12 protein-coding genes are annotated in these 11,551 nt (G+C 69.1%); 3 read left to right on the forward strand and 9 right to left on the reverse strand.

The window, feature by feature from the left end; translation table 11 throughout:
- From ACJ73U_RS39810 to ACJ73U_RS39840, 7 genes are all read right to left on the reverse strand, one after another.
- On the reverse strand, positions 1-661 hold a 661-nt coding region (locus tag ACJ73U_RS39810; RefSeq protein ID WP_407782960.1), incomplete at its 3' end, for a PPE domain-containing protein.
- A gap of 10 nt (positions 662-671) precedes the next feature.
- Positions 672-1,364, reverse strand: a complete 693-nt coding sequence (locus tag ACJ73U_RS39815; protein ID WP_407782961.1) for a DUF3558 domain-containing protein — start codon at positions 1,362-1,364, stop codon at positions 672-674.
- Positions 1,294-1,692: a hypothetical protein gene (locus ACJ73U_RS39820; RefSeq protein ID WP_407782962.1), complete on the reverse strand. Its 399-nt coding sequence runs from the start codon at positions 1,690-1,692 to the stop codon at positions 1,294-1,296. Before ACJ73U_RS39820 ends, ACJ73U_RS39815 begins: the two co-directional genes overlap by 71 nt.
- Positions 1,693-1,814: 122 nt before the next feature.
- A complete protein-coding gene (purD, locus tag ACJ73U_RS39825) occupies positions 1,815-3,071 on the reverse strand; it encodes a phosphoribosylamine--glycine ligase (protein ID WP_407782963.1) in 1,257 nt (418 codons plus the stop codon).
- Positions 3,072-3,208: 137 nt separating this feature from the next.
- The gene (locus tag ACJ73U_RS39830; RefSeq protein WP_407782964.1) at positions 3,209-4,183 is read right to left on the reverse strand and encodes a TAXI family TRAP transporter solute-binding subunit; all 975 of its coding nucleotides are present in this window, start codon (positions 4,181-4,183) and stop codon (positions 3,209-3,211) included.
- Complete coding sequence (locus ACJ73U_RS39835; protein WP_407782971.1) at positions 4,183-6,201, reverse strand: TRAP transporter permease; 2,019 nt, start codon at positions 6,199-6,201, stop codon at positions 4,183-4,185. The genes ACJ73U_RS39830 and ACJ73U_RS39835 overlap by 1 nt, the downstream gene beginning before the upstream one ends.
- 121 nt (positions 6,202-6,322) lie before the next feature.
- Positions 6,323-7,612: an adenylosuccinate synthase gene (locus ACJ73U_RS39840; RefSeq protein ID WP_407782965.1), complete on the reverse strand. Its 1,290-nt coding sequence runs from the start codon at positions 7,610-7,612 to the stop codon at positions 6,323-6,325.
- A 105-nt stretch (positions 7,613-7,717) separates the two neighbouring features.
- Here ACJ73U_RS39840 and ACJ73U_RS39845 point away from each other — a divergent pair, with 105 nt between their 5' ends.
- The 3 genes from ACJ73U_RS39845 (at position 7,718) to ACJ73U_RS39855 (ending at position 9,993) form a co-directional block, all read left to right on the forward strand.
- Entirely contained in the window at positions 7,718-8,371 is a 654-nt protein-coding gene (locus tag ACJ73U_RS39845; RefSeq protein WP_407782966.1) for a hypothetical protein, read from the forward strand.
- Positions 8,372-8,437: 66 nt separating this feature from the next.
- Positions 8,438-9,265 (forward strand): hypothetical protein, encoded by an 828-nt coding sequence (locus ACJ73U_RS39850; protein WP_407782967.1) that lies wholly within the window; start codon positions 8,438-8,440, stop codon positions 9,263-9,265.
- Between the two features lie 101 nt (positions 9,266-9,366).
- Positions 9,367-9,993, forward strand: a complete 627-nt coding sequence (locus ACJ73U_RS39855; protein WP_407782968.1) for a DUF1524 domain-containing protein — start codon at positions 9,367-9,369, stop codon at positions 9,991-9,993.
- A gap of 57 nt (positions 9,994-10,050) precedes the next feature.
- Here ACJ73U_RS39855 and ACJ73U_RS39860 read toward each other — a convergent pair whose 3' ends face one another.
- Positions 10,051-10,470: a DUF3151 domain-containing protein gene (locus ACJ73U_RS39860; RefSeq protein ID WP_407782969.1), complete on the reverse strand. Its 420-nt coding sequence runs from the start codon at positions 10,468-10,470 to the stop codon at positions 10,051-10,053.
- A 2-nt stretch (positions 10,471-10,472) separates the two neighbouring features.
- Positions 10,473-11,504: a class II fructose-bisphosphate aldolase gene (gene fbaA / locus ACJ73U_RS39865; RefSeq protein WP_407782970.1), complete on the reverse strand. Its 1,032-nt coding sequence runs from the start codon at positions 11,502-11,504 to the stop codon at positions 10,473-10,475.
- Between the last annotated feature and the right edge of the window lie 47 nt (positions 11,505-11,551).

Consider the following 11,551-nt stretch of genomic DNA (forward strand, 5'->3'; position numbering starts at 1 on the left):
AGGTACTCCCGCCGGCCGGGCCCCCGGCGGGGTTGAGCCCTCCGGACGAGCTGAAGCCACTGACGGAGGAGATGTGGGTGGCGGTGTCGACCGGCTGGGCGTTGAGGTTCATGCCCGGCGGAACCGGGAGGGCCTGCGACTTGCCCAGCGCGGAGGAACTGCTGGACTGGTAGCCCGTCATGGCGTCGATGGCCTGCTGCCGGGACGCGTTGGTGTCCTTGACCTGCTGGGCGTGATCGGTGGTGTGACCGAAGAAGCCCATGAACTGGTCGAAGCCGTTCTCCTCGGTCGGTCCCTTGAGCGAGGTCGAGTCCGGGGCGTTGTTCTTGCCGGTCGAGAAGGCGGCACCCTGGAAGTCGACACCTTGCGCGGAGTCGGTCACCGGGCCTTGGGACTGGTCGGCGTAGATGCTGGCGTCCTTGGTGGCGGAGGTGCCGCCTTCGGCCGCCTCACCCTGCCAGGTGACCCCGATGTCGGCGAGCTGCTGACGAAGCGCCGCGTCCGTGTCCGAGAGGCCGTCGGCCAGCTTCATCAACGCACTGACGGCGTCGTAGAGAGAGTCCGGCCCGGGCCCGTTACGCAGGCCGTTCACCTGCTGGGCCAACAACTCATTGTTGTACCCGTCGAAGCGCAGATCACTCAGTCCGTGGTCCCCGGCCATAGCTACTTCCTTACCTCATGCTCTGCAGAGTCTGCAGCGCCATCTCGGCCGCTTCCTTACTACCCTGGCAGATGGCATCTCCCGTGATGCCGTCGCTGATAGGAGCCATCTCAACGTGCAGATGTTGGTTCTTCGCAACGCCGACGGCGACAGCGCATTCATGCTTCCCGCCACCCAGGAGATGGAACTCGGCAGCGGGATAACCGCCGATGGAGATCAATTTGACGTCCGCATTGTGCGGCTTGTTGATCCACCAAGACACGTCGATATTCGTGACGGCTACCACGTCGTAGGTAATGAACGGCTCTCCGGCGTCCTTGTCCAGGCTGCAGGCCTTCATGTCCTTGTAGATCGTCCCGGCGTCGCTGCCGTCATCGGGCGTGACCTGGTCGATCTGAAGATCCGCACGTTGCGATTCGCTGAACAGCGCGCATGGATCGATGCCGTCGAGTGATAGGTCACGGGGCGGAGGCGGGACCTCGACCGAGGAAGGACTCACGTCATCGGATGACGGTGAGCTACTGCCGGTACTGGCGTCTGTAGTAGCACCGGAGGTCGCGTCACCAGCTTCACTCACTGTGCACGCCGCCACGAATGCTATAGCCACGAGCGCCAAGAGAAGGCTCGAGGTCCTACGCACCCTTTGTCCCGAATGCCGTGGCGATCTGATCCTCGGTGTAGCCGTAGGTCTTGGCAGCGTCACCCAGCTGAACAGCCAACTTCTTCAAGCCGACGATGTAGTCCCTGATTCGGTTGTAGTAAGAGTCGTTGTCGTCGACAAGGACGTCATTCCATGCCTTCGCCATACGGACACTCACATCGTCCTTGCCTGGCGGCTCGACGCGAAGATCTCTACCGCGATGCCTCCACACCAACTGGAGGGCGTCGGCCTGGGATTCGATTATGCGGCCCGCTGCGAGGACGTTGTCCTTGGTTACGGTGAAGGTGCCGGACGTGATGGCGCTGGTGGCCTTGTTGACCTTGGTGAAGGCGGCCTCGACGCCGCTGGCTATGTCGCCGGCGAGGTACATGTCGTCGCTCCCCACTCTTGGTGACGGGCCGGTCTCTTTCCGCAGGCTACCAAGGCCGTGCGGGGCTCACCTGAACTTTGGCGAAGAAGTGGCACCAGCGGTTCCGCTGATCGGATGAACCGCTACCGAGTGGTTACCTCGCCCTTGGCGGCTCTCGCGGCTATGTCCGTGCGGTGGTGGGAGCCGGCCAGGTGGACCTCGGACACCTTGCGGTATGCGTCCTCCCGGGCCTCGGTCAGAGTCGAGCCTGTGCCGACGACCGACAGGACGCGGCCGCCTGCGGACACGATCGCGCCGTCGTCGCGGCGGCGGGTGCCCGCGTGGAGGATGTCGGGGTGTTCGGCGCCCGTGATGACGTCGCCGGTGCGGGGGCGGGCCGGGTAGCCCTCGGCGGCGATCACGACCGTCACGGCGTAGCCGTCGTGCCACTCGAGTGGGGGGTGGGCGGCCAGGGTGCCCGTCGCGGCGGCGTTCAGCAGGGCGGCGATCGGGGTGCGGAGCAGGGCCAGTACGGCCTGGGTTTCCGGGTCGCCGAAGCGGCAGTTGAACTCGATCACCTGCGGGCCGTTGCTCGTCAGGGCCAGGCCCGCGTACAGGAGGCCGGAGAACGCGGTGCCGCGGGCGGCCAGTTCGTCGACCACCGGCTGGATGATCTTGGCCACCACGTCTTTCACCAGGTCCGCCGGGGCCCATGGGAGCGGTGCGTAGGCACCCATGCCGCCCGTGTTCGGGCCCGCGTCGTCATCGCCGACGCGCTTGAAGTCCTGCGCCGGCAGGAGGGGGACCACCGTGGTGCCGTCGACCACGCAGAACAGCGAGGCCTCCGGACCGTCCAGGAACGACTCCAGCAGGACCGGGTGGCCGTTCTCCAGCAGGATCATGGCGTGGTTGCGTGCCGCGGCCAGGTCGGTCGTGACCAGAACACCCTTGCCGGCTGCCAGGCCGTCGTCCTTCACGACCCACGTCGGGCCGAAGCGGGACAGGGCCGCGTCCAGCTTGGCCGGGTTGATCACGATCTCGCCGTGGGCGGTCGGCACGCCGGCGGCCTGCATGACCTCCTTGGCGAACGCCTTCGAGCCCTCGATGCGGGCGGCCGCGGCGGACGGACCGAAGCACGCGATGCCGGCCGCGCGCACGGCGTCGGCCGCGCCGGCCACCAGTGGCACCTCCGGGCCGATCACGACCAGGTCCGCGTCCCACTCCCGGGCACGCGCGGCAACAGCGACGGGGTCGGTGACGTCGACACCGTAGGACTCGGCGACCGCCGCCGTGCCCGCGTTGCCGGGGGCGCACGCCAGCGCCGTCTCCGTGGGGTCGTGGGACAACGCGAGCAGCAGCGCGTGCTCGCGCGCACCGGACCCGATCACCAGGACACGCACGAGCAAAGAGCGTAGATGCCTCATCCGACAGGGGCAGCGCCAGGGCCGGGACCTGCTCGAACCCGTGCGATACCGAAGGTCGCGCGCGGTGCCGTGCCGGGAGAAGTCCAGGCACGGCACCGCGGGGAAAGGCTGAGCTACTTCGCGTCCAGGGCCTGGGCCGCGCCGGGGTGGAGCTTCACCGGGGCGGTGTCCGAGGCCTTCGCCCAGTCCAGGGCGCTCGCGGCCTGGTGGACCTTCACCAGGTCGTCCTTCTTGTCGAAGATCAGCTTGGTGATGGCGCACGCGTTGTTGTTCGGGAAGTCCGATCGCACCAGCAGCATGTTCGGCACCACGATGCTCGGGACGTCCTTCGCCAGGCCGTACGTGTCCGCCGGCAGCACGCCGTCCTCGTAGACCGGGTTGACCTTCTTCAGCTCGTCCAGCAGGTCCGTCACGTCGATGAACTTCACGTCCACCGAGGTGGTCAGGTCGGTCAGCTCCGGCGTCGGTAGACCACCCGACCAGATAAGGCCGTCGATCTGGCCGGCCTTCATCTGGTCCACGGTCGGGCGCAGTGCCAGGCGCTGGGCGGAGATGTCGCCGTCCGACAGGCCGGCGGCCGTCAGCAGGCGGTTCGCGATCACCTCGGTGCCGGACTTCGGCGAGCCCGTCGAGATCCGCTTGCCCTTCATGTCCGCCATGCTGTTGATGCCGCTGTCCACCCGGACCACCACCTGCGTGTAGTTCGGGTAGATGCGGGCCAGCGCGCGGATGTCCTGCGGCTTCCCGTCGAAGGACGCCTTGCCCTCGACCGCGTCCGCCGCCGTGTCGGCCAGCGCGAAGGCGACGTCGTAGTCGCCGGCCACCAGCTGCTGGATGTTCTGCACGGAGGCACCGGTCTCCGCGGCCGTGGCCTTGAGCGGGGTGTTGTCGCTGATGAGCTGCGCCAGACCGCCACCGAGCGTGTAGTACACGCCGCCCGTGTTGCCCGTCGCGATGGTGATCCTGCCGCTGGACGCCTTGCAGCTGTTGGACGACCCGCTCGACGAGTTGCTCGCCTGTTTACCACCGCACGCCGCGGCCACCAGGGCAACCGCCAGCACGGCGGACGCTATCCGCAGAGCACGCATCATGGGGCTCCTTGTTCTCTCGGGGTGCGGCGGCCGGCGAGATGGACCACGACCGCCGCCACGAAGAAACCGACGCCTATCGCTATCGACAGCGGTTGTAGATAGAGCAGAAGGAGGGCGGCCGGTACGCACAGGGCACGTTCCGGCCAGCGCGCCGGGCCGAACAGCCAGCCGCCCGTGACGACCGCCAGCGCCGCCACGCCGAGCGCGGACACTACCGCGACCCACAACACCGTCACAGCGTCCTGTTGGAGCAACAACGCGGATCCGTTGTCCGTCAACACGAACGCCAACGGCACCAGGAACGCAGGCAGCGTGTACTTCCACGTCTGCCACATCGTCTTCATCACCGAACCGCCGGTGATCGCGGCCGCCGCGACCGCCGCCAGCGCGGTCGGCGGGGTCACCTCGGACAGCACCGCGTAGTAGAAGATGAACATCGCGACTTCCGGCGGCGCGACGTGGAGGTGCGCCAGCGCGGGCCCGAGAACGACCCACGCGATGATGAACGACGCGGTCACCGGCACCGCCAGGCCGAGCACGCTCACCGCGACCGCCGCGAAGACCGCCGTCAGCACCAGGACCGCGGTCTCGTTGGACGCCATGTTCCGCGCCCCGTCGACGAGTGCCGCCGCCAACTCCTGGCCGAGGCCCGTCTTGGTGATCGTCGACGTGATCACGCCGGCCGCCGCGCAGACCGCGACCACCGGCAGCGCCCCGCGGATGCCTTCCGCCAGCGCGTCGGCGACGAGGCGCAGCCAGCCGAGGACCGAGCCGCCGCGGACCAGTTGGGAGATCAGCGCGAACAGCGCCGCGACGCCGGTCGCGTAGACCACCGCGGTGAACGGCGGGATGTCCAGTGCCAGGAACACCACGATGATCACCAGCGACAGGAAGTGGTAACCGCCGTGCTTCAACACCTGCCACACCGGCGGGGTCTCGATGTCCACCGCCTTCGCGCCGAACCGCCGTGCGTCCGCCTCCACCGCGAACGCGATGCCCAGGTAGTAAAGGACCGTCGGCACGATCGCCCACAGCAGCACCGTGAAGTACGAGACCTGCAGGTACTCCGCGATGATGAACGCCGCCGCACCCAGCGTCGGCGGTGACAGGATCGCGCCGATGCCCGACGCCGCGAGCAGTCCGCCCGCGTTCTCGCGCGGGTAGCCGGCACGGCGCAGCACGGGCCAGGTGATCGCGCCGAGGCTCACCGTCGTGGCGGTGCCGGAGCCGGAGACCGTACCCAGCAGGAAGCCCGACATCGCGGCCGTGCGGCCGGGTGCGGTGCGGGACCGGCGGAACGCGGCGAAGCTCAGGTCCACGAAGAACGTGCCGGCGCCGGACGCCGACAGCACCGCGCCGTAGATCGTGAACAGCACGATGTAGGTCGCCGCCACGTCGAGCGGGATGCCGTAGAAGCCGCTCTGGTCGTTGTACAGCGCGTTGATGATCTGGCTGAAGTCCACGCCCGCGTGCGCGATGTCCCAGTCCTGCGGCAGATAACCGCCGTAGTACGCGTACGCCAGGAACACCAGGCACACCACCGGCAGCACCAGCCCGGTCGTGCGGCGGGTCGCCTCCAGGACCAGGACCAGCAGCAGCGCGCCCGCGATGATGTCCGGCGTGGAGAGAATCCCCTGCCGGTCGAGGAAGGCGTCGTAGCCGCCCGCGAAGTCACCGCCGCCGATCGGCAGCACCGGGTACAGGCCGACCAGCAGCGCGACCACGGCGAGCGCCCAGTCCAGCGGCCCCGGGTTGTCCGGCTCTCCCGCGGTGCCACCCATGCGGTAGCACAGGAACACCATCGGCAGCGTGAGCCCGAGGAAGATCACCAGGTAGAACTGGTTGCCGGTGGCGAAGGGCCAGAAGACCTGCTTGAGCACCAGGAGCGCGACGGCGATCGACGCCACCCACACGAACCGCTCCCAGCGGCCGGTCAACCGCCGGGCCGGACGTTCCTCATCGTGCTCGCCGACCGTGGCAGCGAGGTCCATGTCTTCCGTAGACCTGGTCACCATGCGCAACCTACCGGTCACCACAGCCAGTGGATCAGAGGTGTAACCGCTTCGTCACCTTCTCCTCCGGAGAGGTTTCCGCCAGCGCGACACGATCTTCGACGAGAGGTACCGAACGCGCCGCTCAGCCGAGCATCGAGTGGCGGACGATGGTCTGGTCGCGGCCCGGACCGACGCCGATCGCGGAGAACCGGGCCCCGGACAGCTCCTCCAGGCGCTCCACGTACGCCCGCGCGTTCGCCGGCAGCTCCTCGAAGGTGCGGCACTCGGAGATGTCCTCCCACCAGCCGGGCAGCTCCTCGTAGACCGGGACGGCGTGGTGGACGTCCGTCTGCGTCATCGGCATGTCGTGCACGGTCTCGCCGTTCACCTTGTACGCCACGCAGATCGGCACCCGGGCCAGCCCGGAGAGCACGTCGAGCTTGGTCAGGAAGTAGTCGGTGATCCCGTTGACCCGCGCCGCGTACCGGGCGATCACCGCGTCGAACCAGCCCGTCCGGCGCGAGCGGCCGGTGGTGACGCCGAACTCGCCGCCCGTCTTGCGCAGCCGCTCGCCCATCTCGTCGTGCAGCTCCGTGGGGAACGGGCCGGAGCCGACCCGTGTCGTGTACGCCTTGAGGATGCCGATCACGGTCGTGATCCGGGTCGGGCCGATGCCCGAGCCGGCGGCCGCGCCGCCGGCGGTCGGGTTCGACGACGTGACGAACGGGTAGGTGCCGTGGTCGACGTCGAGCAGCGTGCCCTGCGAGCCCTCCAGCAGCACGCGCTCGCCGCGCTCCAGCGCCTGGTTCAGCAGCAGCCGCGTGTCGGCGATGCGGTGCGCGAACTTCTCGCCGGCCTCCAGCACCGCGTCCACGACCTGCTCGGGGTCGAGCCCCTTGCGGTTGTAGACCTTGACCAGGATCTGGTTCTTGACGTCGAGCGCGGCCTCGACCTTCTGCCGCAGGATCTTCTCGTCGAGCAGGTCCTGGACGCGCACGCCCACCCGGGACACCTTGTCCTGGTAGGCCGGACCGATGCCGCGGCCGGTGGTGCCGATCTTGGCCTTGCCGAGGTACCGCTCGGTGACTTTGTCGATCGCCACGTGGTAGGGCATGATCAGGTGCGCGTCCGCGGAGATCAGCAGGCGCGACGTGTCCACGCCGCGCTCCTCCAGGCCTGCCAGCTCGGTCAGCAGCACGCCGGGGTCGACCACCACGCCGTTGCCGATCACGTTGGTCACGCCGGGCGTGAGGATGCCCGAAGGGATCAGGTGGAGCGCGAAGTCCTGGCCGTCAGGCAACACGACCGTGTGACCGGCGTTGTTGCCGCCCTGGTAGCGCACCACCCACTGGACCTGCTCGCCCAGCAGGTCTGTCGCCTTGCCTTTACCTTCGTCGCCCCACTGGGCGCCGATGAGCACGATGGCCGGCATGTGAGACTCCCCTCTGAGCGGAGCTTGCGGAGCGAGCATCTCCGCTGTCATGGAATAAGGGCTGGGCGAAATGCCGGTGATTGAGCGTAGACCAGGAGTCCGTCAGTGGTTGCACTAATACTCGGTTGTGGGATGGCCGTCACCAGCGGTGACTGGCCAAAACTGGCGTCGAGCACGGGATCGATGCCGCACGAGATCCCTGCCACACCGAGCCGGAACGACGTCGATCCCCTGCTGAAGGGCGACGAGTACGACCGGGTCGTGGTGCACGGCACCGACGCTGACCTGGCCGCCGTCGTGCTCAGACTGTTACGCACCGATCGGGTGGCGGACGTGCCCGTCGGGTTCGTGCCGGTGGATCACCAGAGATCGGTGGTCGCCCGCGTGTGGGGTCTGCCGGTGGACACGGTCGGACTGGCGCTCACCGCCGGTGATCGTCCGGTTCCGCTGGTCCGGGACGACGCGGGCGGGGTGCTGGTCGGGCTCGGCGTGCTGTCGTCGGTCAGTGGCACCGTGTACTGCGACGACGCGGTCGCGCTGCGCGGCGACGCCAGCCGGATCGAGGTGACCCCGGGGCCGGCCGGCGTCGAGGTGCGGGTGGTGCGGGGCCGGCTGCGACGGCCGGGGGTCTACTCCGGCCGCGCGGTGCAGTTCGGTGTCGACGCGACGGTCCCGGTGCTCGACGGCGTGCCGCACCCCCGGCCGGCGACCCGGTGGACGTGGTACCGGCACACCGAGGACCTGCGCGCGATCCACTGAGCAACGTTCTTGTCCGTCCGGGCAGCGCGGGCTGAACTCCGCGCGGGCACGGCCTGCAATGGCCGCATGAAACTACGAATCGTGTTGCTGGCAATGGCGCTGGCCCTGGTGGCGCCGGCCTACGGGGAGGCCGCGCCCACCGACACCATCTCCGCCGACCGGGCGACGCTCCGCGAGTACCCGGGCCGGCTGGTGCTGGCCAACGCGGCGGCCGGCGATGTCGCGGAGGTCCAGGCGTACTGCGGCGACTGGGTGCGGGTGCGGTTGTCGCCACGGCACGCGATGGCGACGCCGGTCGGCTGGGTCCTGCGTGGACACCTGACGAAGGCCGGCCAGTCCGGCGGGTTGGCCGGCGTGCCGGAGCGGTGCGGCACGGACGCCGACCGGTGGCGGGACTGGGTCGGCGCGATCAACGCCCCCTTCCGCTCGCTGCGGCTCGTGGACGGCGGCTGGCGGCGGATCACCTTCGGCACCGGGGTCTCGCTCGCGGCCGGCTGCGTGCCGTCGCTCAACTACGTGCGCGACCCGAACGGCCCGGACCGGGTCGACCCGGCACAGGCGGTGCCCGGCCTGGACCTGACGAAGGTGAGCTACCGGTACGTGACGACCGACGGCGCGGTCGCGCTGGTGAGCGCCCCGCGCCCCGGCGCCGGCTACGGCGTCTGGGGTTTCGTGCCGTCGACGTGCCTGCTGCCGAAGGGCCGCGCGCACGTGTACTTCGACGAACCGGTGGTACAGCTGCGAAACATCGCCGGACTGGACACGGGGGTCGGCTACTCGAACGAGACGATCCGCGCCCGCGGCTGCTCGGCGGCGCTGATCAGCCCGACGCAACCGTCGTTCGGCTACTGGGTGGACCCGCAGGACGCCAACAGGCCACCCTGCCCGGTCTGATCCCTTTGGCCCACAACGAAAGTCGGCTTTTCCTCCAGGCCATTGCCCTGCCGATCGGCTGTGCCGCATCGTCGATGCGGGCACTATGACCGGGAGGGCGAATGTCGGGGAAAGCGTTTGTCGCCTCATTACTGCTGACCGCCGGGGCCGTGGTGGGCCTCGGCGGTCAGGCACAGGCCCAGCCGCCGGGGATCCCGTCGGCGAGCACGGCCAAGGCGGAGCTGGCGGCGTTGACGGTGGCGCCGGACGGTTCGATGAACGGCTACGACCGGGACAAGTTCCCGCACTGGCACACGGTCGAAGGTGCCTGCAACACAAGGGAAGAGGTCCTCGAACGGGACGGCGACGGGGTCGAGGTGGGCAGCGACTGCGCGCCGACGTCGGGCAGCTGGACCAGCCCGTACGACGGGGAAACGTGGACCCAACCGTCCGATGTAGACATCGACCACATGGTGCCCCTCGCGGTGGCCTGGCGGTCCGGCGCGGCCGGCTGGACGACGGCCGAGCGGGAGGCGTTCGCCAACGACCTGGACTCGCCGCAGTTGTGGGCGGTCACGGACAACGTGAACCAGGAGAAGGGCGACCACACCCCGGACGAGTGGAAGCCGCCGCTGGAGTCGGAGTGGTGTGAGTACGCGCGGGCCTACACGCGGGTGAAGTACGTCTACGAGCTGACGGTCACCTCGGCGGAGCACGGCGCGCTGGCGGACATGCTCGCCGCCTGCTGAACGCGGCGAAGGGCGCTTTCGGGACGTTGGAGCGTCCCGGAAGCGCCCTTCACGGCATCAGGCCAGGCCGAGCTGGGCCGGGGCGTCGGGGTCGGAGTCGGCGAGGAACTGCTTGCAGCGCTCGTACTCCTCGGTCTCGCCGATGCCGTGCGCCGCCTTCGACAGCGCGGCCAGCGCGCGGAGGAAGCCGCGGTTCGGCCGGTGCGACCACGGGACCGGGCCGTGCCCCTTCCAGCCGGCACGACGCAGCTGGTCGAGACCGCGGTGGTAGCCCGTCCGGGCGTAGGCGTAGGCCGCGACCGGGTTGTTCTCCGTCAGCGCCAGCTCGGCGAGCGCCGCCCAGCCCTCGCTGAAGTCGGGCCACTCGGTGACGACCTTCGACGGCTCGGTGCCACCCTCCAGCGCCGCCTGCGGCTCGGGCCGGTCGGGCAGGTGCGTGGCGGGCGGGCCACCGAACAGGTTCTCCTGCAGCGTCATCGTCAGCCCGCCAGCATTCGGCCGGCCGACTTCAGCTGCTCGCACGCCTCCGTGACGCGGGCGGCCATGCCCTGCTCCGCCGCCTTCAGGTACGAACGCGGGTCGTAGACCTTCTTGTTGCCGACCTCGCCGTCGATCTTCAGCACGCCGTCGTAGTTGGTGAACATGTGGGCGACCACCGGACGGGTGAACGCGTACTGGGTGTCCGTGTCGATGTTCATCTTCACGACGCCGTACGACAGGGCCTCGTGGATCTCCTCGAGCAGCGAGCCGGAGCCGCCGTGGAAGACCAGCTCGAACGGCTTCTCACCCGGCTTGCCCAGCTTCTCCGCGACGACCTCCTGGCCGCGCTTGAGCACGTCCGGGCGCAGCTTGACGTTGCCGGGCTTGTAGACGCCGTGCACGTTGCCGAAGGTCGCCGCCAGCAGGTAGCGGCCCTTCTCGCCGCCGCCGAGCGCGTCCACGGTGTGCTCGTAGTCGCCCGCCGCGGTGTAGAGCTTCTCGTTGATCTCGTTAGCGACGCCGTCCTCCTCGCCGCCGACAACCCCGATCTCCACCTCGAGGATGATCTTCGCCTTGACCGCGAGGTCCAGCAGTTCGGCGGCGATCGAGAGGTTCTCGTGCAGCTCGGTGGCCGAGCCGTCCCACATGTGCGACTGGAACAGCGGGTTCAGGCCCTTGGCCACGCGCTCGCGGCTGATCTCCAGCAGCGGGCGGACGAAGCCGTCGAGCTTGTCCTTCGGGCAGTGGTCGGTGTGCAGGGCGATGTTCACCGGGTACTTGGCGGCCACGACGTGCGCGTACTCGGCCAGGGCGGTCGCACCGGTGACCATGTCCTTGACCTTGGTGCCGGAGGCGAACTCGGCGCCGCCGGTGGACACCTGCACGATGCCGTCGCTCTGCGCCTCGGCGAAGCCCCGCAGCGCGGCGTTGAGGGTCTCCGAGGAGGTGACGTTGATCGCTGGGTAGGCGAACTCGTTGTTCCTCGCCCTGTCCAGCATCTCCGCGTAGACCTCGGGTGTTGCGATAGGCATCGGTCTCGTCCTCCTCGGGGGCTGGCGTGCCTGTGCAGCCCGAATCC

It is taken from the genome of Actinophytocola sp. (genome assembly GCF_045807065.1).
Taxonomy (GTDB): domain Bacteria; phylum Actinomycetota; class Actinomycetes; order Mycobacteriales; family Pseudonocardiaceae; genus Actinophytocola.

Coding starts and splice junctions, on each gene's coding strand:
- ACJ73U_RS39820 (WP_407782962.1), bottom strand. CDS start 1,692: ATGTACCTCGCCGGCGACATAGCCAGCGGCGTCGAGGCCGCCTTCACC.
- ACJ73U_RS39830 (WP_407782964.1), bottom strand. CDS start 4,183: ATGCGTGCTCTGCGGATAGCGTCCGCCGTGCTGGCGGTTGCCCTGGTG.
- ACJ73U_RS39835 (WP_407782971.1), bottom strand. CDS start 6,201: ATGGTGACCAGGTCTACGGAAGACATGGACCTCGCTGCCACGGTCGGC.
- ACJ73U_RS39840 (WP_407782965.1), bottom strand. CDS start 7,612: ATGCCGGCCATCGTGCTCATCGGCGCCCAGTGGGGCGACGAAGGTAAA.
- ACJ73U_RS39850 (WP_407782967.1), top strand. CDS start 8,438: ATGAAACTACGAATCGTGTTGCTGGCAATGGCGCTGGCCCTGGTGGCG.
- ACJ73U_RS39855 (WP_407782968.1), top strand. CDS start 9,367: ATGTCGGGGAAAGCGTTTGTCGCCTCATTACTGCTGACCGCCGGGGCC.
- ACJ73U_RS39860 (WP_407782969.1), bottom strand. CDS start 10,470: ATGACGCTGCAGGAGAACCTGTTCGGTGGCCCGCCCGCCACGCACCTG.
- fbaA (WP_407782970.1), bottom strand. CDS start 11,504: ATGCCTATCGCAACACCCGAGGTCTACGCGGAGATGCTGGACAGGGCG.